At 62.4% G+C, this 23,750-nt stretch carries 20 protein-coding genes and 1 pseudogene; 3 read left to right on the top strand and 18 right to left on the bottom strand.

Annotated elements, in window-relative coordinates:
- Nucleotides 1–87 precede the first annotated feature (87 nt).
- The 4 genes and pseudogenes from J3O30_RS04950 to J3O30_RS04935 all read right to left on the bottom strand — a co-directional run.
- A pseudogene (locus J3O30_RS04950) lies at nucleotides 88–258 on the bottom strand (IS630 family transposase); the annotation flags it as partial.
- A gap of 204 nt (nucleotides 259–462) precedes the next feature.
- Complete coding sequence (locus J3O30_RS04945) at nucleotides 463–1,044, bottom strand: histidine phosphatase family protein (RefSeq protein ID WP_207583157.1); 582 nt, start codon at nucleotides 1,042–1,044, stop codon at nucleotides 463–465.
- 55 nt (nucleotides 1,045–1,099) lie between these two features.
- On the bottom strand, nucleotides 1,100–2,359 hold the full coding sequence (locus J3O30_RS04940; RefSeq protein ID WP_207583156.1) for a cyclopropane-fatty-acyl-phospholipid synthase family protein: 1,260 nt from the start codon (nucleotides 2,357–2,359) through the stop codon (nucleotides 1,100–1,102).
- A gap of 133 nt (nucleotides 2,360–2,492) precedes the next feature.
- Nucleotides 2,493–4,802 (bottom strand): Tex family protein, encoded by a 2,310-nt coding sequence (locus J3O30_RS04935; RefSeq protein ID WP_207583155.1) that lies wholly within the window; start codon nucleotides 4,800–4,802, stop codon nucleotides 2,493–2,495.
- A 228-nt stretch (nucleotides 4,803–5,030) separates the two neighbouring features.
- Here J3O30_RS04935 and glyS point away from each other — a divergent pair, with 228 nt between their 5' ends.
- Nucleotides 5,031–7,145, top strand: coding sequence for a glycine--tRNA ligase subunit beta (gene glyS, locus J3O30_RS04930; RefSeq protein ID WP_207583154.1), 2,115 nt, complete (start codon nucleotides 5,031–5,033; stop codon nucleotides 7,143–7,145).
- Nucleotides 7,146–7,327: 182 nt separating this feature from the next.
- Here the strand turns inward: glyS and J3O30_RS04925 are convergent, their stop codons facing one another.
- The 11 genes from J3O30_RS04925 to J3O30_RS04875 all read right to left on the bottom strand — a co-directional run bounded on the left by J3O30_RS04925 (nucleotide 7,328) and on the right by J3O30_RS04875 (nucleotide 19,515).
- Nucleotides 7,328–8,266 carry an IS110 family transposase gene (locus J3O30_RS04925; RefSeq protein WP_207580684.1) on the bottom strand — a complete coding sequence of 313 codons (939 nt, stop codon included), beginning with the start codon at nucleotides 8,264–8,266 and terminating at the stop codon, nucleotides 7,328–7,330.
- Between the two features lie 313 nt (nucleotides 8,267–8,579).
- Complete coding sequence (locus J3O30_RS04920) at nucleotides 8,580–10,403, bottom strand: methyl-accepting chemotaxis protein (protein WP_207583153.1); 1,824 nt, start codon at nucleotides 10,401–10,403, stop codon at nucleotides 8,580–8,582.
- A gap of 416 nt (nucleotides 10,404–10,819) precedes the next feature.
- Complete coding sequence (locus tag J3O30_RS04915; RefSeq protein WP_207583152.1) at nucleotides 10,820–11,281, bottom strand: plant virulence effector HPE1-like domain-containing protein; 462 nt, start codon at nucleotides 11,279–11,281, stop codon at nucleotides 10,820–10,822.
- A 93-nt stretch (nucleotides 11,282–11,374) separates the two neighbouring features.
- Nucleotides 11,375–12,658, bottom strand: a complete 1,284-nt coding sequence (gene purD / locus J3O30_RS04910; protein ID WP_207583151.1) for a phosphoribosylamine--glycine ligase — start codon at nucleotides 12,656–12,658, stop codon at nucleotides 11,375–11,377.
- A 65-nt stretch (nucleotides 12,659–12,723) separates the two neighbouring features.
- Nucleotides 12,724–14,658 carry a DUF2207 domain-containing protein gene (locus J3O30_RS04905; RefSeq protein ID WP_207583150.1) on the bottom strand — a complete coding sequence of 645 codons (1,935 nt, stop codon included), beginning with the start codon at nucleotides 14,656–14,658 and terminating at the stop codon, nucleotides 12,724–12,726.
- A 38-nt stretch (nucleotides 14,659–14,696) separates the two neighbouring features.
- Complete coding sequence (locus J3O30_RS04900) at nucleotides 14,697–15,959, bottom strand: 3-phosphoshikimate 1-carboxyvinyltransferase (protein ID WP_207583149.1); 1,263 nt, start codon at nucleotides 15,957–15,959, stop codon at nucleotides 14,697–14,699.
- 90 nt (nucleotides 15,960–16,049) lie between these two features.
- Nucleotides 16,050–16,601: a LemA family protein gene (locus J3O30_RS04895; protein ID WP_207583148.1), complete on the bottom strand. Its 552-nt coding sequence runs from the start codon at nucleotides 16,599–16,601 to the stop codon at nucleotides 16,050–16,052.
- A gap of 61 nt (nucleotides 16,602–16,662) precedes the next feature.
- On the bottom strand, nucleotides 16,663–17,214 hold the full coding sequence (locus tag J3O30_RS04890; RefSeq protein ID WP_207583147.1) for an AAA family ATPase: 552 nt from the start codon (nucleotides 17,212–17,214) through the stop codon (nucleotides 16,663–16,665).
- Nucleotides 17,211–18,167: a glycine--tRNA ligase subunit alpha gene (locus tag J3O30_RS04885; protein ID WP_207583146.1), complete on the bottom strand. Its 957-nt coding sequence runs from the start codon at nucleotides 18,165–18,167 to the stop codon at nucleotides 17,211–17,213. Before J3O30_RS04885 ends, J3O30_RS04890 begins: the two co-directional genes overlap by 4 nt.
- 277 nt (nucleotides 18,168–18,444) lie before the next feature.
- The gene (locus J3O30_RS04880; RefSeq protein WP_207583145.1) at nucleotides 18,445–18,636 is read right to left on the bottom strand and encodes a hypothetical protein; all 192 of its coding nucleotides are present in this window, start codon (nucleotides 18,634–18,636) and stop codon (nucleotides 18,445–18,447) included.
- 18 nt (nucleotides 18,637–18,654) lie between these two features.
- Nucleotides 18,655–19,515, bottom strand: a complete 861-nt coding sequence (locus tag J3O30_RS04875; protein WP_207583144.1) for a S49 family peptidase — start codon at nucleotides 19,513–19,515, stop codon at nucleotides 18,655–18,657.
- 196 nt (nucleotides 19,516–19,711) lie between these two features.
- Between J3O30_RS04875 and J3O30_RS04870 the strand changes: the two genes are divergently transcribed.
- Nucleotides 19,712–21,052, top strand: coding sequence for an Nramp family divalent metal transporter (locus J3O30_RS04870; protein WP_207583143.1), 1,341 nt, complete (start codon nucleotides 19,712–19,714; stop codon nucleotides 21,050–21,052).
- Nucleotides 21,053–21,204: 152 nt separating this feature from the next.
- Here J3O30_RS04870 and J3O30_RS04865 read toward each other — a convergent pair whose 3' ends face one another.
- Genes J3O30_RS04865 through J3O30_RS04855 form a run of 3 tightly spaced genes read right to left on the bottom strand, consistent with a single transcriptional unit; the run spans nucleotide 21,205 to nucleotide 22,524 of the window.
- Complete coding sequence (locus J3O30_RS04865; RefSeq protein WP_207583142.1) at nucleotides 21,205–21,471, bottom strand: hypothetical protein; 267 nt, start codon at nucleotides 21,469–21,471, stop codon at nucleotides 21,205–21,207.
- A gap of 41 nt (nucleotides 21,472–21,512) precedes the next feature.
- Nucleotides 21,513–22,289, bottom strand: a complete 777-nt coding sequence (locus J3O30_RS04860) for a methyltransferase (protein ID WP_207583141.1) — start codon at nucleotides 22,287–22,289, stop codon at nucleotides 21,513–21,515.
- 7 nt (nucleotides 22,290–22,296) lie between these two features.
- Nucleotides 22,297–22,524, bottom strand: a complete 228-nt coding sequence (locus J3O30_RS04855) for a DUF2007 domain-containing protein (RefSeq protein ID WP_007632954.1) — start codon at nucleotides 22,522–22,524, stop codon at nucleotides 22,297–22,299.
- A 108-nt stretch (nucleotides 22,525–22,632) separates the two neighbouring features.
- On the opposite strand from J3O30_RS04855, the gene J3O30_RS04850 reads away from it, so the two are divergent.
- Entirely contained in the window at nucleotides 22,633–23,649 is a 1,017-nt protein-coding gene (locus J3O30_RS04850; RefSeq protein ID WP_207583140.1) for a polyprenyl synthetase family protein, read from the top strand.
- Nucleotides 23,650–23,750: the final 101 nt, after the last annotated feature.

Here is a 23,750-nt window from a genome sequence, read left to right as displayed (position 1 = left end):
CTCCGGCGACCTCCATATAGTCGACTGGCTTTCTTCGCGGATTTCAGAAAGAGTTTGGCGCTCGTTAAAGTAGCAAAATGGGTCAATTGAAAAGCCGCGCAGCCTTTTGCCTTTCGGCCCCCAACCGCGCAACGGCGCCATGTTGGTACGGATCCAAGTTTCATCGATGAAGACCAGCCGTTTGGGATCGACGCGACCTTGCCGGGCCTTCCAGCATGCTCTGCGCCGGGCAATGTCGGCGCGGCGGCGCTCAACCGCCTGCCGGCAACTTCTCCCCGCCTGCGGGGAGAAGGGGTATGCAACGACCTCTCCGTCCCACTAACCTCTCGCTGGGCACATCCCCTCTTCCCGTTTTTGAGGGAGTCCGAAGGACGGGTCGAGACCAGCGGCTCGACCCCGGTTTGGTTAGAGTGAGGGGCAAATCTTGGGTCCCAACCAGGCGCAAATCCGCCCCACAGTTCCCTATCTCTGGTTCCACCGGCGGATGGCCGGCTCCGTCAGATCGTGTTCATAACCGAGCACGCTGATAGAAGCCGTATCGAGCACGAAATGGGCGCCGCCTTCCGGCGGCAGGCCGAGCCAGCGGGCGGCGAGCACGCGCAGGAAATGCGAGCTGGAGAAGATCAGGATGGTGCCAGCCGCTTGGCGAAGCGCATGGATGATTGCGTCGGCGCGGGCGCCGACATCGGTGGCGAACTCTCCATTCGGGCAGCCGTCGCGAAAGAGCTGCCAGCCGGGGCGCTCAGCCAGGATCGCCTTGGTGGTGATGCCTTCATAAGCACCGTAATCCCATTCGGCGAGATCCTCCTTGATCACTGCGCCCGGCCCGAAACCGGCAAGCACGCAGGTCTTGCGGGCCCGCGCCGACGGGCTCGACCAGACGGCGGAGAAGGCGTGACCGGCGAGCCGTTCGGCAAGTTTGCCGGCGGCGTCCTCGCCGTTCGCCGTCAGCGGAATATCGCTGCGTCCGGTATGGCGCCCGGACAGGCTCCATTCGGTTTCGCCATGGCGGACGAGATAGATTTCGGGAAACGCACTGCTCATCCGCAGTCCTTTCATTGTGGCCGGCTTTCATTGTGACCGGCACAAGTGCTGCCGCTCAGAACGCCACCTTTTCCAGCGGTGCGCGCCTTGCCTCGAATTCCTTCAGCTTGGCCTCGTTCCGCGCGATGTAATTGCGGTTGTCGGGAACGGCGAATTGGTTCTTGGCGATCTGGATCTGCAGGATGAAGAGTTCGTCCCAGCGGAAACCGATTTCGGAACCGGCCAGATAGAATTCCCACATGCGGAAGAACTGCTCGTCGTAAAGCGCCACCGCTTCGGCCTTGCGCGCCACGAAACGCTCGCGCCAATGGCGCAGCGTATAGGCATAATGCATCGGCAGGATTTCGACATCCTTGACCAGCAGCCCGGCCTTTTCGAGCGGCGGCACGACTTCGCCGACGGAAGGGATATAGCCGCCCGGGAAGATGTAGCGCTCGATGAAGGCATTGGTGCCGAAGCTCGGCTTCGGACGGCCGATCGAATGCAGCACCATGACGCCGTTGTCGTCGAGCAGGTCCGATACCTTGCGAAAGAAATTGCCGTAATTGCCGATACCGACATGTTCGAACATGCCGACCGAAACGATGCGGTCGAATTTCCTGCCCGTCATGGTGCGGTAGTCCTGCAGCTCGAAACGCACACGCTCGGACAGACCGCGCTTTTCGGCGCGGCCGCGTGAGACCTTGAGCTGCTCTTCGCTCAGCGTGATGCCGGTGAAATCGGCTCCTTCGGTCGCTTCCGTCAGATACATGCCCATACCGCCCCAGCCGGAGCCGATCTCCAGGATGCGCTGGTTCGGCTCGAGCAGAAGCTTGGCGGCGATATGGCGTTTCTTGGCAAGCTGCGCCTCGTCGAGACCGATGTCTGGTGGTTCGAAATAGGCGCATGAATATTGCCAGTCCTCGTCGAGGAACAGATCGAAAAGTTTGGCCGACAGGTCGTAGTGATGGGCGACGTTGTGCTTGTTGCGATTGCCAGGCATGCGGCTCTTCACCTGCTGCCAGGCAATGCGGCCAACGAGCAACATTGCCATCTTGAAATCGAAGATCTCGTTGGTGGTGTTCTGCTTCACCAGCGACAGGAAATCGTAAATGTTGCCCTGTTCGAGAATGAACCGGCCTTGCATATACATTTCGCCAAGCTTCATTGTCGGGTCGCGCCGGATGGCGTCCTCGGCCTCCTGATCGGCAAGACGGGCAGCGACGGATTCACCGGTGCCGTCGCCGATCATGTGGGTTTCGCCATTGGCAAGGGTAAGTTTCAACGAACCCTTGCGGATGATCTGCTGGACGATCGATAGGAAAGCCGACGCCATGGACGCCTCGCAAATGTGACAGAATGGTCACATCAACTTAGTCGCTCTCTTTCGCCTTACAAGCGCCGGATTTAGCACTCCGCTCAGAACGTTGCCAAACTGTTGCATTTTTGCCGAAATACCGGCTAAACTCTTATTTTCGCTTCATGGCTTCGGCAAGAGCCGCGCCGAAAGCACCCTGGCTTTCCGGTTTCGGGGCCGCAGGACGGCGCTCGTTCTGGGGTTTGGAAGCCTGGTTTCCGCGAGAATCACCCCGCTGCGCAGGTGCCGAAGAACCGTCGTCGCGTTTCATCGAGAGAGCGATCCGCTTGCGCTTGGCATCGACCTCGACGACCCGCACCTTGACGACGTCACCCGCCTTGACGACCTCGTGGGGATCCTTGACAAAGCGATCGGCAAGCTGCGACAGATGCACCAGACCATCCTGGTGCACACCGATATCGACGAAGGCGCCGAAGGCGGCGACATTGGTCACCGTGCCTTCCAGCACCATGCCGGGCTTGAGGTCGGAAATTTCGTTGATGCCCTCGGCGAAGGTCGCGGTCTTGAAACTCGGACGCGGGTCGCGACCCGGCTTTTCCAGCTCCGAGATGATGTCCCTGACCGTTGGCAGACCAAATTTCTCGTCGATGAACTGGCGCGGATCGACCGATTTCAGCACCGCACTATCGCCCATCAGCGCGCGCAGATCACGGCCGCAGGCGGCGACGATCTTCTTGGCGACGCCGTAGGCCTCCGGATGCACGGAGGAGGCGTCGAGCGGCTCCTTGCCGTTGGGGATGCGCAGGAAGCCGGCGCATTGCTCAAAGGTGCGGCCGCCGAGCCTGGCGACCTTCATGAGGTCCCGCCGGGTCTCGAAACGGCCCTCGCTGTCGCGGTGGCGGACAATGGCATCGGCAATCGACGGGCCGAGACCGGAGACGCGGGAAAGCAGCGGCGCAGAGGCGGTGTTGAGATCGACGCCGACGGCGTTGACCGCGTCTTCGACCACTGCATCCAGCGAGCGCGACAGCTTTTGCTGGTCGACGTCGTGCTGATACTGGCCGACGCCGATCGACTTCGGCTCGATCTTGACCAGTTCGGCCAAGGGATCCTGCAGGCGCCGGGCGATGGAGACGGCGCCGCGCAACGATACGTCGAGATCGGGAAACTCCGCCGCTGCGGTCGCCGAGGCGGAATAGACCGAGGCGCCGGCTTCCGAAACGATGACCTTGGTCGGCTTCGGCGCCGGCAACTCGGCCAGCATGTCGGCCACCAGCTTTTCGGTTTCGCGGCTACCGGTGCCGTTGCCGATCGAGATCAGCTCGACATTGTGCTTGCGGATCAGCGATGCGAGTTCGACCTGGGCGCCGCGCACGTCGTTCCTCGGCTGGAAGGGATAGACGGTCGAGGTCGCGATCACCTTGCCGGTGCCGTCGACGACGGCGACCTTGACGCCGGTGCGGATGCCGGGATCGAGACCCATCGTCGCGCGCGAGCCGGCAGGGGCTGCCAACAGCAGATCCTTGAGATTGCGGGCGAAGACATGGATCGCCTCCTCTTCGGCCCTTTCGCGCAGTTCGCGCATCAGGTCGAGCGAGAGCGACATGGAAAGTTTGACGCGCCAGGCCCAGCTTGCGACCTCCATCAACCAGCGGTCGGCGGGGCGGCTCGCCCCGATCTCGTAGGCTGACGCAATCATGCGTTCGACCGGCTTGTTCGGAGAGGCGGTCTCGGCGTCGGCCTCGATCGTCAGCGTCAGCACCTCCTCATTCCAGCCGCGCAGCATGGCGAGCGCGCGGTGGCCGGGGGCGGTCGCCCAGCGTTCGGAATGGTCGAAATAATCGGAGAACTTCTCGCCCGTCGCCTGCTTGCCGTCGACGACCCTGGCCTTCAGCAGCGAAGCCTGGCGCATATGGGCGCGCAATCTGCCGAGCAGGTCGGCATTTTCAGCAATGCCTTCGGCGATGATGTCGCGGGCGCCTTCGAGCGCCGTCTTCACATCGGGCACGTCAGCAGTAATGAAGCCTTCGGCGAGCACCGCCGGCTCCCGGCCGCGGTCGGAAAGAATGGTCTCGGCAAGCGGGCCGAGGCCGCGTTCGCGGGCAATTTCGGCGCGGGTGCGGCGCTTCGGCTTGTAGGGCAGATAGAGGTCTTCGAGTTCGGCTTTGGTCTCGGCACCAGCCACCTTCACCCTCAGCTCATCGGTCATCTTGCCCTGGCCCGCAATCGATTCGACGATCGTATCGCGGCGGGCTTCGAGTTCGCGCAGATAGACCAGCCGTTCGGCAAGATTGCGCAGCTGCGTGTCATCCAGCCCGCCGGTCACTTCCTTGCGGTAGCGGGCGATGAAGGGCACGGTGGCGCCCTCGTCGAGCAGCTCGATGGCGGCTTTGGCCTGTTCGGGACGGGCGCTGATTTCGGCCGAGATGCGAGCTGCGAGAAAACGGAGGTCAGCGGCCATGAGGTTTCCTGGGATTTCCTGTTTCGACGAAAGTTGCGGGACCATAGCGGCGAAAAGCGGCAAGGCAATGTTGGAGTTAACAGACAGGTGCCGATCCACAGGAAAGCATGCCGGAAAGGCGGCGATTTTGCGGTTGTGCAGATACGCCATTTTTTGCTAGCAGAAGCAACGTTTTGACCCGGCGCCCCTGCCACCTCTCCCCTGTCGCGGGGGCCAAGGAAATTCGACATGCCAAACCTTCTTCTCGAACTCCGCTCCGAAGAGATTCCGGCCCGCATGCAGCGCAAGGCTGCCGGCGACCTCAAGAAGCTCGTCACCGATGCGCTAGTCGAAGCCGGTCTGTCCTATGAGGGCGCACGCGAATACTGGACGCCGCGGCGGCTTGCGCTCGACATTCACGGTCTGACGGCGCGCTCGGCCGATGTGCGCGAGGAGCGCAAGGGGCCGCGCACCGACGCCAACGAGAAGGCGATCGAAGGCTTTCTGCGCGGCGCCGGCCTTTCGTCGGTCTCCGAGGCGCAGGTGGTGAGCGATCCGAAGAAGGGCGATTTCTACGTCGCGGTCATCTCCAGGCCGGGCCGCGCGGCCGAAGAGATCGTCGCCGAGGTGATGCCCGGCATCATCCGCGATTTTCCCTGGCCGAAGTCGATGCGCTGGGGCAAGGCCTCCACGAGACCCGGCGCGCTGCGCTGGGTGCGGCCGCTGCAGTCGATCGTCTGCACCTTCGGCCCGGAGCATGAGGAGACCACCGTCATCCCCTTCGAGATCGACGGTATCACCGCTTCCAACATCACCTTTGGCCATCGCTTCCACGCGCCCGAGCCGATCACCGTGCGGCGCTTCGACGACTATGCGGCGAACCTGGAGAGGGCCAAGGTCATCCTCGACGCCGAGCGGCGCAAGGACATCATCCTGCACGACGCCCGCGACATCGCCTTCGCCAATGGGCTGGAGCTGGTAGAAGACGAAGGTCTGCTGGAGGAAGTCTCCGGCCTCGTCGAATGGCCGCAGGTGCTGATGGGCAGCTTCGAGGAGGACTATCTCTCCATCCCCTCCGAGATCATCCGGCTGACGATCAAGACCAACCAGAAGTGCTTCGTCACGCGCAAACCGGGTGAGGAAACGCTGTCGAACAAGTTCATCCTGGTTGCCAATATCCAGGCGATCGACGGCGGCAAGGAAATCGTCCACGGCAACGGCAAGGTGGTGCGGGCCCGGCTTTCGGATGCGCTGCATTTCTGGAAGCGCGATCAGGGCGACCTGCCGGATCTGGAGACGCTTGAGGCTTCCGCAAAGAAATTCGATCTCGACCTGAAGAAGCCGCTCGACCAGCGCATGGCCAAGCTCGATGCGCTCGACGTGACCTTCCATGCCAAACTCGGCACGCAGGGGGCGCGCGTTTCGCGCATCCGGGCGCTGGCCAAGGAATTGGCCAAGATCATCGGCGCGGATGCGGCGCTCGCCGATCGCGCCGCGGTGCTCGCCAAGGCCGATCTTCGCACCGAAGCCGTCGGCGAATTCCCGGAACTGCAGGGCTTGATGGGCCGCAAATATGCGGTGCTTCAGGGTGAGGATGCCTCCGTTGCCGCAGCGATCGAGGACCATTACAAGCCGCAGGGTCCGTCGGATCGCGTGCCGGAGGACAAGGTGGCGATCACCATTGCGCTTGCCGACAAGCTCGACACGCTGACCGGCTTCTGGGCGATCGACGAAAAGCCGACCGGCTCGAAGGATCCGTTCGCACTGCGGCGTGCGGCACTCGGTGTCGTCCGTATCCTGCTGGAGCGAAGGGTCCGCCTGCCGCTGGTGGCGACGACCAAGGACGCCGATCTGCTCTCCTTCTTCCATGACCGTCTCAAGGTCTATCTGCGCGACCAGGGCGCCCGCTACGACCTCATCGACGCCGTGCTGACAGCCGATGCCGACGATCTGTTGATGGTGGCACGCCGCGTCGAAGCGCTGACCGCCTTCATCACCTCCGAGGATGGCAAAAACCTGCTTGCCGGCACCAAGCGGGCGACGCAGCTGCTCGCTGCCGAGGAAAAGAAGGGCACCGTGATCGCCGATGGCGTTTCGGCAGCGCTGCTGAAGCTCGACGCCGAGAAGGAGCTGTTTTCGGCGATTTCAGGCGCCTCTAAGGATGCTTCGAACGCCGTCGCCGGCGAGGACTTCCGCTCGGCGATGGAGGCGCTTTCCAAGCTGCGCGGCCCGGTCGACCGCTTCTTTGAAGGGGTTCTCGTCAACGACGAGGACGCCGCCATCCGCGCCAACCGCCTCGCCTTGCTCCGGCTGATCCGTGCGGCGACGGGAACGGTCGCGGATTTTTCGAAGATCTCGGGGTAAGAACAGGGGTTCGGCTGTCCGGTTAGAGCCGAAATCTGCCCCTCACCCTAACCCTCTCCCCGTAAACGGCGCGAGGGGACTTGCCCCGCGAGGGGTAGTGGGGACGGAGAGGTCGCGGCATGTCCCCCTTCGCCCCGCCTGCGGGGAGAAGGTGCCGGGCGGATGAGCGACTATCTGGGCTGTCAAGTTGCATGTTCGAATTCTCTTCGCGCATCTCGTGCTTTTGCATTGAGAATGACCAGGAGTTTTCGGGCGAGCGCGATGCGGATGACCATTTTCGGTTTGCCCTGGCTTTGCAACCTTTGCTGGAATGCCGCCAGATGCGGATTGTGTCGGGCTGCGATGGCGCCAACCAGGAACAGAATGGCGCGTGGTCCGGAGCGCCCGCCGCGCACCGGCCGATGTCCGCTGCGTTTGCCGCTGTCGTTGGCAATCGGCGCAAGGCCGGCCAGCTTGGCGATCGCCTTGTTGGAGATCCGGCCGATCTCAGGCAATTCGGCCATCAGCCGGGCAACGGTACGGTTGGCCACGCCCTTGATCGAGCGAAAGGCCTGGTTGAGGCAGGCCCAGAGCGGATCGTCATCGATCATCGAGGCAATCTCGCCTTCGAGGGTGCGGCTCTGGCGCACCAGAAGCGCGATCACCTCGTTGAGGCTTGCCACGCTCTGATGATCGCGGGCCGCACTGCGGCGCTGCCTCTGGACGGTCAGGTCACTCGTGACCTGGGACAGCCGCGCCATCAGCGCCGACAGCCGCATCTGCGCGGCTTTCGGCGGCGGCAGGGCAGCCAGCCGCTTGGTTTCGGCATAATGGGCGATCATCGCCGCATCGATGCGGTCGGTCTTTTCCAGAAAGCCCATGGCTTCGGCAAACCGGCGCACATGGCGCGGATTAGCCAAGGCGCAGGCGATCCCCATCTCCCACAACAACAGGAAGGCCGTCCGCTCGTAACCGCCGGAAGCCTCCATGACGACGAGCTCGACATTCTCGGCCCGGCAAAGATCGGCCAGCGCGCCGATGCCGGTGGCGTCATTGCTGAAACGCTCAAACGTCCCGGACGGGCGGATAGACGCATCCAGCCAGTCCTTCGAAACATCCACTCCACATATAACTCTGTTCACGGTAACCTGCCTTGTGCGTGCGATTGGAACCAAGCGACTATTCGGTCGTACGTGACGATGACGAAGATCCCAGGCTCATCCACGGTTGTAACCAGAGGGGGAACGGGCGACTTCGTCACGCCTCTGGCCGGGTGGCCACCCGGCCAGAGGCTCAATCGCTTCCATCGCACAAAATCTCTAACGTGCAGATACAAGGGGCTGCTCTCGCCGAGCAATTTCATTCATGCTGATAGGCGTCCAAAACGGCACGGCCGCCGGAGAACCGACGGCCGCTAAGAATTTGGTGATGAAACGCCGATTGTCCCCGCGCCGTTTAAGCGGCGCGGCGACCCTGATGCATGGCCGGAGCCATGTTTTCGCCACTGACGCGGAAGCCGCGGATGAGATCGATCAGCTCGTCGGTGTCGGTGGCCAGCGTTTCCGCCGATGCCGTGGTCTCCTCGGCCATGGCGGCGTTCTGCTGGGTGGCGGCATCGAGCTGGTTCATAGACGACGAGATCGAGCGCAGCGTCGTGTCCTGTTCGGAGGCGCTGTGGGCGATCTTGGCAACGATCTCGTTGGCAGCCTTGATCTGATCGGAGATGCGCTTCAGCGCTTCGCCAGCCTCGCCGACCAGCCGGACGCCATGGTCGACCTGGCTGGAAGAACGAGCGATCTGGTCCTTGATTTCCTTGGCCGCAGCGGCGGAGCGCTGGGCAAGCTCGCGGACTTCCTGGGCGACGACCGCAAAACCCTTGCCGGATTCGCCGGCGCGGGCCGCCTCGACGCCGGCATTCAGCGCCAAGAGGTTGGTCTGGAAGGCGATCTCGTCGATGACGCCGATGATCTTGGTGATCTCCGAGGACGACTTCTCGATGCCGCTCATCGCTTCGATCGCCTGGGTGACGATCGCATCGCTGTGGGTGGCTTCGGTGCTGACCGAATGGACACGTTTGCTCGCCTCATGGGCGCCGTCTGCCGTCTGGCGGACGGCGACGGTGAGTTCGTCGAGGGCCGCCGAGGTTTCCTCGAGGCTTGCCGCCTGGCGCTCGGTGCGCCGCGACAATTCGTTGGAGGCGCGGCGGATCTCTTCCTTGCTGGTGCCGATATCGGTACCCTTGGCGCTGACCTTGGCCATGGCGGCTTCGAGATGCGACAATGCATCGTTGAAGTTGTCGCGAAGGGCGGCATATTTCTGGCCGAGATCGGCGCAGCGGACAGTGAGATCGCCACGGGCAATCATCTCCAGCGCCTGGCCGATCGTCGTCACCACCCGGGCCTGGAGCGTCGCTTCGTCCTGTTGCTGGCGCAGGTTGTTCTCGCGCTCGTTTTCCAGTGCCAGCTGCTGGGCCGCCTCGCGATCCGACATCGCATGGCGTTCCCTGATCTTTTCCTGCAGCGACTGCGTCGCCTTGGCCATCATCCCGACTTCGTTGTTCATGCCGGTATGCGGAATGGCGATGGAAACGTCCTCTTCGGCCACCGCCTTCAGGGCGGCATGGACGTTGTTGAGAGGGCCCGAAATGCCGCGGATGACGACATAAGCGGCCGCAATAGCAAGGAAGAACAGTATGATGCTGCCGGACAAGGCGGTCAGGATCGTGCTGTTGATCTGGGCATCGAGATCTTCCATGTAGACGCCGGTGACGACGACGACCTTCCAAGGGTCGAAGGCCAGTGCATAGGCCGTCTTACGAAAATCGCCAGCCGGCTGACCCGGTTTGGCTGTGGAATAATATTCGACGAGACCGCCGCCCTGCTGCCCGAGCCTGACCAGCTCTTCGCGATAGAGCTTGCCCTTGCTGTCCGGCTGGCCCTTGTTGATCTGCCCGATTTTCGAGGCATCGAAGTGGAACATCATCTGGATGTCGTAGCTATAGCCGAAGAAATAGCCATCGGGATCGTATTTCATTGCATTGACGGTGGCGTAGGCCTGCTTCTGGGCGTCCTCAAGCGTCATTTCGCCCGCGGTGACCTTGGCCTGGTAAAGCTTGAGAACAGAGACCGCCGACTGAACTTCGGAACGGAGCATGTCATAGCGTTCCTTGTAGATCGCATCGACCGAGGAGCGGATCTGCAGGGACGTGGCGATCGCGAAGGCGATCATCAGGCCGATGACCAGCAATATGAGCTGCTTCGATATTTTGAGATTTTTCATGAATCCTCGCAACGGGAATGGTGGGGCATTCCGGTGCGGTCTTCTACCGCTTGTGCGAGCGCGCCCAAGAAGACGACGCGTCTACCGCTGCTAAAAACAACATGCTGCGACCGGTGAGTAACAATTGAGGCTTATCCGATAAGAAAGCTTTAATTTTACTGTTTACGACGCGAATTCCCTAAAAATCTGGGGGCACCGACAAAGCAGAACCGCCGGACGTTCATCCGGCGGTCTGCAAGGGCCGAAATCCGCGCCCATTTTTCCGCATATGTTCCAAAACAGGAATGCACCCTCGCTTCTCTTCGAGGATGCATCCGGTCCACCGAAGTGGAACCCCAAGCGATCGAAACCTTGATCAGGCAGGGGCAGGGAACTTTCGTCTTTACGCAATTCCGGACGTTAAAACCGAAGTTGCTTTAAAAACGCATCTTGAATTCGGAAACGTTAAGCGTCGCCGGTTGTTCCGCCATGCCGGCGGCAACGGGCTTGGTGTCGCTTCCGATGACGGCTGCGGTCGTCGCGCTCATATCGATGCCATCGGCAGGCGGGGTCGGCGGCATGGCCGCAATGATCGCTTCCGGGGTCGCCTTGCTGACGAAGACGACGGGTGAGCCGCCCATCCAGCCTTCGGTGCGATAGATCTTCTTTTCGCCGCCGACATCGCGGACTTCACTGGCCTGGAGGACGCCGGGCTTAAGTTCCGGCACCTTATAGTCCTTCTTGACGAGTTCGGCCTGCAGCGGCGGGCAATTGACACAGGTTTCGGTGACGATGCTGCCGTCAGCGTGCGGCGCGGTCTTGCCGATCACCTCGATCGAGGACGCCATCGCCGAACCTGCCATCAGCAGGATTGCCGCACCGAGGAAAATCTGACGCATCAACGCACCTCCGTCTCACTGTGAGAGCGGTATAGCGCAGCTTTGTTTCCATCCCGTCAGGGGAAAGGGTAAAAATTTAAAGAACGCCGCGGTTTATACTTTGTCCGAGCCCGTTTCGCGCTCGATCGCCCGCCAGCCGATGTCGCGCCGGCAAAAGCCGTTTTCCCACCTCACCCGGTCGAGCAGCGCGTAGGCGCGGTCCTTGGCGTCGGCCACCGTGCCGCCCGAGGCGGTGACGTTCAGCACGCGGCCGCCGGTCGCAACCAGCGCGCCGTCCTTGAGACCCGTGCCGGCATGAAACACCTTCTCGCCCTCGCCTGCCTCGGGCACGGAGAGGATGGGCGTATTCTTCGCGTAGGCGCCGGGATAGCCTTTGGAGGCCATGACCACTGTCAGCGCCGGATCGTCATTCCATTCCGCCTTCAGCTGATCGAGCGTGCCGTTGGCGGTGGCAAGCAGCAGCGGCAGCAGATCGCTCTTCAACCGCATCATCATCACCTGGCATTCGGGATCGCCGAAGCGGACATTGTATTCGATGAGTTCCGGCCCCTTCCTGGTGATCATCAGCCCGGCGAAAAACACGCCGGAGAAGGGATGACCGCTCTCAGCCATGCCGCGGATCGTGGGCTCGATGATCTCCTTCATGGTGCGCTCGACCATTTCGGCAGTCATGACAGGCGCCGGCGAATAGGCGCCCATGCCGCCGGTATTGACGCCGGTATCGCCCTCGCCCACCCGCTTGTGATCCTGGGCGGTTGCGAGCGGTAGCGCGTTCTTCCCGTCGCAGAGGCAGAAGAAGCTTGCCTCCTCGCCATCGAGATAGGCTTCGACGACGACTTCGGCGCCGGCTTCGCCAAAGGCGCCCTCGAAGCAGTCGTCGACGGCCGCCAAGGCTTCATCCAGAGTCATCGCAACCGTCACGCCCTTGCCGGCGGCAAGGCCGTCAGCCTTGACGACGATCGGCACGCCTTCAGCGCGGATATAGGCTTTGGCCTTCGGCCCATTGTTGAAGCGCTGGTAGGCGCCCGTCGGAATGCCGTAGCGGGCGCAGATATCCTTGGTGAAGCCCTTCGAGCCCTCGAGTTGGGCGGCGGCGGCGGAGGGGCCGAAGACCGTCAGACCGTCGGCGCGCAGCCGGTCGGCAAGGCCGGCGACCAGCGGCGCTTCCGGGCCGACGACGACGAAATCGATCGCCTTCTCTCGGCAGAAAGCGGCGACTGCTTCATGATCCTCGATATTCAAGGGCACGAGGATGGCGTGTTCGCCTATGCCGGGATTGCCGGGTGCGGCGTAGAATTCCGTCATCAACGGCGATTGCGCCAGCTTCCAGGCGAGCGCATGCTCGCGTCCGCCCGATCCGATCAACAGAACCTTCATGCGCCACCCTTTCCTTTTGCCTCTGGCGGTTAAGGGCCAAGGGCCGAAAGGTCAAGCGGGAAAGCTTACCAGCCGCCGCCCCCACCGCCTCCGCCACCCCCGCCGGACGAACCGCCGCCGGAAAAACCGGAGGACGAACTCGAGGGCGGCGGCGCAGGGATCGTCGAGGCGATGGTCGAGGCCATCGACGAGGAAAAGCCGCCGATGCGGTCGGAAAAGCTGCCGCTGTTGAAATTGCCGGAATACCAGGCGGGCGCATAGGCGGCAGCCGCACCGGCCGCGGCGGCTGCAAGCCAGGTCTCGAAGGTGCGCGACCAGGGTTTTTCGACCCCAAGCGCCACGGCATAAGGCAGCAGCGTCTCGAAATGCCGCGGCGACATTTGCGGGGCGCCCGCCGTGTTCATCCGGTCTTTCTCGGCCAGCGTCAAATATTGGCGCAAGCCGTCTATGCCATCCATCATCTTGGCGCCGAGCGGGGTCGGCGCGCTCATGATGAAGAAATAGAGGATGTTCAAAAGCACGATGCCGCCGACGGCAAAGAGCATCGGCGTTTCATGCAGTTCCACCAGCGACGAGGCAAGCGCCATAACGACGACCGCAAGAATGCTGATGCCGACGAAAACGCCGACCGCGGTGGCGATGATGGCGATGATCTTGCCGAACAGCGACGTGCCGCGATGCAGCGACCTGACGAGGGCGGCAGCGAACACGGCAACAAAAACCGCGATGGCGGCCGGGATCAGCATCAGCGCGATCGTCTCCGGTTCCAGCGAGCCAAAGACGAACAGCGCCACCAGGGCGGCGGCGCTGAGCGCGATGCCGCCTGCGGTATAACCGAGGTTGGAATTGTAATATTTGCCGCGGTGCTCCTTCTCGATCGCCGAACGGAAGGCCTGGCCGACGGATTTGACCCGCTCGCCATTGGCCTTGTCGATCGCCAGTGTCGAACCCGCACCGCCGGCAACCTTCAGCAATTCGATTTCGCCGGCCTGGAATTTCTCCTTGCCGAGCGCTTTACCGGTACCTTGGATGACGATTGAATTCTTCAGGTCTTCGAGCTTGACGTAACCGCGGACGGCAAGATTGAGCGCCGTGGCCGACAGCGCGGTCCAGCCCTCGCCGGAGAAGCCCTTATTGTCGATGTAGTTGACCAGCGCCGGCGAGATGCCATCAGGTGCGTCCCAGCGCGGCACGACGACGCCGCGGGCGGGATCGCGGCCGACTTTCAGCCAGGACCAGGTGTAATAGGCGAAAACCAGGATCAGACCGCCGAAGCCGATGAAATAATTACGGTTGTCCTTCAGCCACCATGTGCTTTCCATATCCGCGCTCGGCGGATCGATCGACCCTTTCGGCATGCGGATCGCGAAAGTCAGGCCCTCATTGGCGTCAAGCGGCGCGGTCGTTGCAAAGACCAGGCCGGCGCCGGTCTCGTCGACGCTGGCGTTCTTTCCCGTCCCGCCCTGAGGGCCGGTAAAGAAGACCGTGTCGGTGGCGGTAACACCCGGCGGCAGCGTCACCGTCGCCGTGGCCGAGCGGATCGGGAAGATCCAGCCATTGCCGGTGACGTTCCAGTAGAGTTCGGCATGATCGTCGAAATAGCGGATCTGGCGGTTGGTCCGGTAGGTGAAGACATAACGATGACGACCCGGCGTCACCCTCACGTCGGCAGAACCGGCATAGATGCGGATGCCGCCCGAAATCGATTCGGTATGCCAGGGCTCATCCGCGCCGTCGCGCTGCACCGAGACCATATTGAAATCGACGCTGCGGCGACGCTCTGCGGCATCGGTGAAGTAGAGCGGGAAATCACGAAAGATGCCGTGATTGATCTGGTTACCCTCGGCATCGACGGTGATCGTTTCCGTCACCGTCATCGCGCCGCTCTTTTCGAGTACGATGTCGGAGGCGAAACTGTCGATGACCTCGGCGGCAAAGGCCGCCGGAGCAGCGAACATCAACAGCAGTGCAAAACAAAACCCGAAAAACCGACGCCCCATCCCTGTCTCCCCGCCGGCAGCCTCGGCTGCACGTTACCTCAATCTTTGTCCTGATATGTCACGCCGAGGGCGGCGAGCGTCCGCCAATAGGCGGGGAAGGTCTTGCCGACGCAATCGGGATCGAGAATGGTGATGCCGTCGATCTTCAGCCCGGCGAGCGCGAAACTCATGGCGATACGGTGATCGGCAAAGCTGTCGATCTCGGCCGGAAGACGCTGTCCTGCAAGTGCGGGATCGGACTTTACGATCAGATCGTCGCCCTCTTCGCGGGCAAGCCCCGGAACGATACCGTTGAGGCCGGTCGAGAGCGCCCGGATACGATCGCATTCCTTGACGCGCAGGTTGGCGATGCCGACGAAGCGAACCGGCGTCTCGTTGAAGGCGGCAAGCACCGCAAGCGTCGGGACGGCATCCTGCATCTGCGAGCCGTCGATCTCCGCCGGCAGCTGCGGAAAACGGGCGATCATGTCGTAGGCGCGCGCATCCGGCTGCGAAAAGGCGTCGGAGGGAACGCCGAGATCGATCGCGCCGCCGGTCAGGACCTCGGCGGCCCAGAGGTAGGTGGCAGCCGAGGCATCGGGCTCGACGATGAAGTCGGCGGCGCGGTAGCCGGTCGGCTCGACGCGCCAGGTGACGGCGCTGGTCTTTTCGACCTTGGCGCCGAAGGCTTTCATCGCCGCCGTGGTCAGATCGATATAACCGAGCGCGCCGATATCCTCGCCGACCAGTTCGATATCGACCGGCCGGTCGCCGCCGGCCGCCATCATCAGCAGCGCCGAGACATACTGGCTGGACAGACCGCCATCGATGCGGATGCGGTCGGCCTGGAAGCGGCCGGTGCCTTTGACGGTGACCGGCGGGCAGCCGGTTTCGGCGCTCGCATCGATGCCGAGGGTGCGCATCGCCTCGACCAGCGGGCCGATCGGGCGCTTGCGCATATGTTCGTCGCCATCGACGATCACCGTGCCGTCGACCAGGGCGGCCGCGGCCGTCAGGAAGCGCGTCGCCGTGCCGGCATTGCCGAGGAAGAGCGGCGCTTTCGGCGGCAGCAGCCTGCCGCTGCCGGTAACGACGAAGCTGGTATCATCGGGCTCGTCGATCACAACACCCATGGCGCGCAGCGCATCGGCCATATAGCGCGTATCGTCGCTCTTCAGCGCACCGGTCAGCCGGCTCGTGCCCTTGGCGAGGCCGGCGAGCAGCAGCGCGCGATTGGTGATCGACTTCGAGCCCGGCGGCATGGCGCGGCCCGAAAGCGGCTTGCCCGGCGGGATGATCGTGAGTTTGGCTGTGCGTGTCATGCTGAGTCTTCCGTCCATGGGGCGAGCCTTATCGGCCGCAGTCTGCCCCTGCTCTTAATCGCTTTTTCGCAAAGGCAAAATGCCGGATCGTCAGAATTTCACGCTGGGAACGGCGCGGTCGGTCTCGTTGGTGATTTCGAAATATTCCCGCTTGGCAAAACCGAATTGGCCGGCGACGAGATTGGAGGGGAAGCTTTCGACCTTGACGTTCAGGTCGCGGGCGGCACCGTTGTAATACCGCCGCGCCATCTGCAGCTCGCCTTCCATGGTTTCCAGCGAGGCCTGCAGCTCGGCAAAATTCTGGTTGGCCTTGAGATCGGGATAGGCTTCGGCGAGCGCGATGACCCGCCCGAGCGCTTGGCCAAGCAGGCCTTCCGCCTGCGCCCTGCCGGCAACATCGCCTGATGGCACGGCCTGCGCCTTGTTGCGAAGCGAAACCACCTCTTCGAGCGTGGTCTTTTCATGGGCGGCATAACCCTTGACCGTCTCGATCAAGTTCGGGATCAGATCGGCGCGGCGCTTCAGCTGCACGTCGATGCCCGACCAGGCTTCCTCCGCCATCTGCCGGGAGCGAACCAGGCCGTTGTAGATAAAGACGACGTAGAGCACGACCAGAACGATGACGCCAAGTGCAATATACATCGCGAATCCCCCGCAGCGAAGTAATGTCCGGGCGGAGACTACGCAGGTTTCCCGGTTGCCGTCAAACGCCGCTATCTTCGAGGATTCGGGCCATCGTGTGCGCCGGCGAAAGGCCTGTCGTGTCGATTTCGACGGTGCGTTCAGCCAGTCCGCGCAGCAGTTTATAGTTTGCCCGCAACCGTTGCAGCGTTGCCGTATCCGTCAGCTTGAGCGCCTCGGACCGACCGGGAGAGGCAAGGCGCCTGGCATTCTCTTCCGGCGCACAATCGATCAGGATCGCCACAAGATTAACGCCTCTTGCGGCAGCCAGATCGCGATACCAGGAGAAGACCGCACTATCATCTGCGTCATCCGAGAGCGCATCGGTGAAGACGAAGCTTTCGGCCGGGTTGGCGCGCACGGCATGGTCGAAAAACGCCTGGCGGATCTGCCCGCGCAGCGATGCGTGCAACGGATCGCTGCGGGAGAACAGAGCCTCGGCCGGATTGAGCAGCGTGTGATTGTCGATGAGCCGCGCGCCGAGCCTTTCAGCCAGCAAACGGCCGACAGTCAGCTTCCCAGTGCCTGGCCAGCCGTTGATATGGACGATACGGCTGGCAGGCTTTTGCGTCACGCCGCCTCTTTCGACAGGTTGATGCCGCCAGCGTCGGTCAGCAGGAAGGCTTCGCCGCAGGCCTTGGCGAGGGTGCGCACGCGCAGGATATAGCTCTGGCGCTCGGTGACGGAGATGACGCCGCGGGCGTCGAGCAGGTTGAAGACGTGGCTGGCCTTGATGCACTGGTCATAGGCCGGGAAGACGCATTTGTGCAGGCGCTGGTTGGCGTTGTCGGCAGGCGCGCCGGCATCGAGCAGCGCCCGGCATTCCTTCTCGGCATCGACGAAGTGGCGATGCAGCATCTCGGTATTGGCGAATTCGAAATTGTGGCGAGAGTATTCCTGCTCGGCCTGCAGGAAGACATCGCCATAGCTGATCTTCTCATCACCTTCGCGGCCGTTGAAGTTCAGGTCGTAGACATTGTCGACACCCTGGACATACATGGCGAGGCGTTCGAGGCCATAGGTCAGTTCGCCAGCGACCGGCGAGCATTCGATGCCGCAGACCTGCTGGAAATAGGTGAACTGCGACACTTCCATGCCGTCGCACCAGCATTCCCAGCCGAGCCCCCAGGCGCCGAGCGTCGGGCTTTCCCAGTCGTCCTCGACGAAGCGGATATCGTGCAGCAGCGGATCGAGACCAATTGCCGAAAGCGATCCGAGATAAAGCTCCTGCAGATTCGCAGGGTTCGGCTTCAAGATGACCTGATACTGGTAATAATGCTGCAGCCGGTTCGGGTTTTCGCCGTAGCGGCCATCGGATGGGCGCCGCGACGGCTGGACGTAGGCGGCCTTCCACGGCTTGGGGCCGAGGGCGCGCAGCGTTGTGGCGGGGTGGAAGGTGCCGGCGCCGACTTCCATGTCGTAGGGCTGTAGCACCGCGCAACCCTTGTCCGCCCAATAGTTATGCAGGGTCAGGATCAGCGCCTGGAAGGAGCGCTTCGGGTTCATATGGTCTGGCATAGCTGACATGAAACGGCACCGATTGCTTAGAGATTATCGGCGCGACAGGTGCCATGGAGGGCGGCAGGGGTCAAGAGTTTTGCGCGGGTGGCAACGCTGTGTGGAGAGAGCCTCTGCCCCTCACCCTAACCCTCTCCCCCTAAACGGGGCGAGGGGACGTGCCCTGCGAGAAGCCAGCGAGGGACGGAGACGTTGCGGCATATCCCCTTCGCCCCGTTTGCGGGGAAAAGGTGGCGGCAGCCGGATGAGGGGCAGCCCCGACGCGCGGCAAGCGGAGCTGTGGCGCCTATTCTCCCTCGCGCTTCAGCCGGTATTCCCCGGTCACCGGATCCTTGACCAGCGTGCCGATCGCGCCGGTCTGGCGCTCTTTCTCAGCCCGGCGCGACTTTTCGGCGAGCTTGCGGGCATCGGAGACGAAGCGGCGATAGAGCCACCAGGCTGAGAAGACCAGGATCAGGATGGTAATAAGCTGCGGCATGACCCTATTCTGCTCCCCTCAAAGCCCGAAACGGCTCCACAATGCTCTTTCTTCCGCCGCTTCGGCAAGCCCTGTGGCAAGACCGGACGCCGCCCCTTCGAGCGACACCGGCGACACGCCGGGAATGCGGCGGCCGAGCAGGCCGCGGCCGGCGGTGACAAGCTCCAGCTTGGTCTTCTGGCCGTAGCGCCGCTTCAATTCCTGGCGCATGTCGCCGAGGCCATCGATGAGGCCGAGCTCAAGGCCGCGGGTGCCGCTCCAGAACAGGCCGGAGAACACCGCCGCATCATCCCGCAGCTTGCCGGCGCGGCGTTCGCGCACCATTGCTATGAAAACATGGTGGATTTCGAGCTGCAGGCTCTTCAGGTATTCGATGTCCTTTTCCTTTTCGGGCTGGAAAGGGTCGAGGATCACCTTGTTTTCGCCGGCGGTGTAAACGCGGCGCTCGACGCCGATCTTCTTCAAGAGCTCGGGAAAGCCGAACCCGCCGGAAACGACGCCGATCGAGCCGACGATCGAGGTGGCGTCGGCAATGATCTCGTCGCCGGCAAGGGCGATCATGTAACCGCCGGACGCGGCGACGTCCTCGACGAAGACCAGCACCTTCTTCTGCTTCTCGCGAGCGAGTTCCCGAATGCGGGTGAAGATCAGGCGGGACTGGACGGGCGAACCGCCGGGCGAATTGATCGAGATGGCAACCGCCGGCGCGTCCTTCATGGCGAAGGCCTTCTCCAGAACCGGAGCGACATTGGCGAGATTGAGGGCCGGCCGGAACTGGCCGCCGCCGCTGACGATCGCCCCCTGCAGCCGGACGACCGGGATGGTGATGCCGTCCTTGCGGAACCGTTTCGGCAGCAGCTTTCTCAACAATCCAGCCATCTCTTATCCTTCGCTTCGGGTCGCACGATCGTCAATCCGCGATCGGCATCCATGTATGCGCTGGAACGACAAACGCAATGGCTGCGTTCTCGAAACATCGGACCTGAAAACATCGGATTGATTTTGTTGTTGCGAATGACTTGCATTATCATTCTAATTCGTCATAGTGCAGACACGATAAACAGGTGGAAATCGCATGGATGCCCTGAATCCGAATGCAAGAAGCGGCTGGCGGCACGAACGCGGCGAGGCGTCGCTATCGGATGTCTACCGCACCGTCGGAACCGGGCGTCACAGCTCGAGATGGCGGCGGGCGGCCGCCTTCGCCGGACCGGGCTACATGGTCGCCGTCGGTTACATGGATCCCGGCAATTGGGCGACCTCGCTCGCCGGCGGCTCGAAATTCGGCTATGCGCTGCTCACCGTCGCGCTGCTTTCCAACCTGATGGCGATCGTGTTGCAATCGCTCTGCGCACGTCTGGCGATCGCCTCCGGCCGTGACCTCGCGCAGGCCTGCCGCGACGCCTTTCCGAAATATGTCTCGATACCGCTGTGGGCCTTTGCGGAAATCGCCATCATCGCCACCGATATCGCCGAGGTGATCGGCACGGCGATCGGCCTCAACCTGCTGATGGGCATCCCGCTCGAACTTGGTGTGCTGATCACCGCGCTCGACGTCTTCGTCATCCTCTTCCTGCAGAAGCTTGGTTTCCGCTGGGTGGAAGCCTTCATCATTGCGCTGCTCGGCGTCATCGCGGTCTGCTTCGGCGTGCAGATCCTGCTTGCCGACCCGCAATGGGGCGCCGTCGTCACCGGCTTCTTCCCGACGACGGAGATCGTCACCAATCCGGAGATGCTCTATCTGGCGCTCGGTATTCTCGGCGCGACCGTCATGCCGCACAATCTCTACCTCCACTCCGGCATCGTCCAGACACGGGCCTATGGCCATACGGTTCCCGAGAAGAAGGAGGCGCTGACCTTTGCGACGATCGACTCGACGGTGGCCCTGTGCTTCGCCCTGCTGGTCAACGCCTCGATCCTGATTCTCGCGGCTGCCGCCTTCAATGCGCATGGGAAGACCGATGTCGTCGAACTCGGCGACGCCTATTCGCTGCTGTCGCCGCTGCTCGGTCTCGCCATCGCGCCGACGCTGTTCGGCATCGCGCTCTTATGCTGCGGCCTCAACTCGACGGTGACGGCAACACTTGCCGGCCAGATCGTCATGGAAGGCTTCCTGAAGATCAGGCTGAAACCTTGGGTGCGCCGGCTGATCACCCGCGCCATCGCCATCGTGCCGGCGGCGATCGTCACCATCTGGTATGGCGACCAGGGCACGGCGGAGCTTTTGATCCTCACTCAAGTGGTGCTCAGCCTGCAGCTTTCCTTCGCCGTCTTCCCGCTTGTCATGTTCACCGCCAGCAAGGCCAAGATGGGCGAACTCGTCGCGCCGCGCTGGCTGAGCGGCATCGCCTATCTGATCGCAGTCGTCATCGCCGGCCTCAACGTCAAGCTGCTCTTCGACTTCGTCACCGGCTAACGAAAGTGCGGCGCCGGCTGCGTGCGGCGGTCCGGGACTAAGAAACGACAGCGCGGCGCATCGACCTTGGTTGATGCGCCGCGCTTTGATTTGTCCGCCATTCATCGATCGATTTGGATCCACCAGGTCTCTAACTGCGGTTTTCCGACCATTCAGGAGAGTTCCGATTTGGCCAGGAGATGGGCATCGCCGCTGTCGTCTCGGACGGCCACGCCGGATTTCAACATGTCAAGCAGATCGGCGCTGAAGGCTTGCTCGCCGATCTCAGTCGTTAGCTGCAGGATCTCGCTTTGGACCCGATGTCGGTAAAGCGCCACCTGTGCAGCGTCATGCGGGATCCACTGATATCCTTTGTCATTATAGGCAGCAACGATGCGCAGAAGATCGAGCAGGCGCTTCCGCGGGTCGGATATTGTCACAAATCATCCCTCGCCAATGAACAGCTTCGATGCACGCGCTTTCAAAGCCTGGCATAGGCCGCCCGGCCATTGTTGAAATCATCGACGAGAGGGGAGAACTTATGGCTGCCTTCTTCGTGCATGATCAGAGGCGCGCGCAGCGACAGTCGAGCCCGCGATCCCTTGATCGCCGTCATCAGGATACGGACGGCGTTTTCACCCTGGCGCGGATGAATGGTAGTGATCTCGATGCCGCCAAAACGCCGGCCACAGGCGATAACGATCTCGGCGATCGATTGCGGCCTTGCGATCAGCGACAATTGCCCGCCCGAGATCATGATGGCGCCAGCCGTGCGGATCCAGCTTTCAAACAGGCCGTCGGTCATCGCATGGGCTTCGGCCTTCAGCGCATCCGGCGTGCGCCGGTCGCCGGCGTGGTTGAAGGGCGGGTTCATGATGACGTGGTGGAAACTCTCGTCGATGAGACCGGCATCGTTGCGCGCCTTGGCAGTCAGCGTCACATCGGCTTCGACGACGCTGACGCGGGCGGCGAAATGGGCATTTTCGGGCAGAAGGATGCTGCGGCGGGCATAATCGGCCATCTCGGCCGAACGCTCGAAAAGCACCACGTCCGCATCGGCAAGGCGCGAGGCGACGGCAAGGCCGGCAGCACCAGCGCCGGCGCCGAGATCGGCGACCCTGACCGGCCGATCGTCAGCGACGAGGGCGCCAAGCAGCATCGCATCCATGCCGGCGCGATGGCCCCTGCCCTTCGGCTGCACCAGATGGAAGGCGCCGCGATGAAAGGCATCGATGGTTTCGGCAGGCTCCCCGGTCATCGGGCGCTCACTTCCTGTCGCGCAATTCGCCGCCGAGGCCGGCGTCGGTCAGGATGCGGCGCGCCTGATCGGCCATCTCTTCATCCACCAGCAGGCGGCGCGGCAGCATGCCGAGCGAGCCTTCCAGGACGCTCATGCCCTGATCGGCGATGAAGCAGTGAATTCCGGCATCCTTCATCAAACTCTCGGCAAAGGAGAGCAGAACGGGGTCGTTGGCGCGGATAAGTTCATGCATTTGCCGTCGTTTTCCTTCCAATTTCGTCTTGCGCGACAATTCACCCCTTGCCGCGTCCATCGCCCCTTTCTATTGTCAGATGCAAAGAATGAACAGGAGTCCGGGTCGTTGGGCGTGGTCATACCGCTTGAAGAAAGCAAAAACAAACTGGCATCCATCAAGCCATTGGTCGATCTCACCAGGGCGGACATGGAGCGGGTGAACCAGCTCATTCTGTCCAAGGCCGGCTCCGATGTGCAGATGATCCCCGAAGTGGCGAACCATCTGATCTCGTCCGGCGGCAAGCGGTTGCGGCCGATGCTGACGCTGGCGTCCGCCTCGCTGTTCGACTACAGGGGCGAAAACCATGTCAAGCTCGCCACGTCAGTCGAGTTCATGCACACGGCGACGCTGCTGCATGACGATGTCGTCGACGAAAGCGATCTGCGCCGCGGCAAATCGACAGCGCGGATGATCTGGGGCAACCAGGCAAGTGTGCTGGTCGGCGACTTCCTGCTCGGCCAGGCCTTCCGCATGATGGTCGATGTCGGCTCGCTCGATGCGCTCGACGTCTTGTCTTCCGCTGCCTGCGTGATCGCCGAAGGCGAGGTGCTGCAGCTTTCCGTCGCCAAGAACATGGAGACGACGGAGGACGATTATCTCTCTGTCATCCGCGCGAAGACGGCCGCCCTCTTTGCCGCTGCCGCCGAAGTCGGGCCGATCGTCGCCGAGGCCGGTCGCTCCGGTCGCAATGCATTGAAATCCTATGGGATGAATCTGGGGCTTGCCTTCCAGCTCGTCGACGACGCGCTCGACTATGGCGGCAAGGCGGCCGATCTCGGCAAGAATGTCGGCGACGATTTCCGCGAGGGCAAGATCACCCTGCCGGTCATTCTCGCCTATCGCCGCGGTACCGAGGACGAGCGCGCCTTCTGGCGCGATGCGATCGAAGCCGGCAACAGCACCGACGCGAACCTCGAAAAAGCGCTCGGGCTGATCACCAAATACGGCACGCTCGCCGACACGATCGGCCGCGCGATCCATTACGGCACGATCGCAAGGGACGCGCTTGCGCCCCTGCCCGATACGGTATGGAAATCCGCCCTGATGGAAGTGATCGATTTCTGCATCGAGCGTGTCAACTGATCACACATGCTCGATTGCGGGCTGATTTTCTTGCAGCGCCGCTTCAAAAAAGCCATCCTGTTATGAATCAGTGAGCGCAACTGGTTTGCGACCGGCACCAG

Origin of the sequence: Rhizobium sp. NZLR1, from assembly GCF_017357385.1 — a bacterium.
Classification (GTDB): domain Bacteria; phylum Pseudomonadota; class Alphaproteobacteria; order Rhizobiales; family Rhizobiaceae; genus Rhizobium.
The sequence above is the reverse complement of the archived record's forward strand: the minus strand, read 5'-3'. Positions and strand labels throughout refer to the sequence as shown.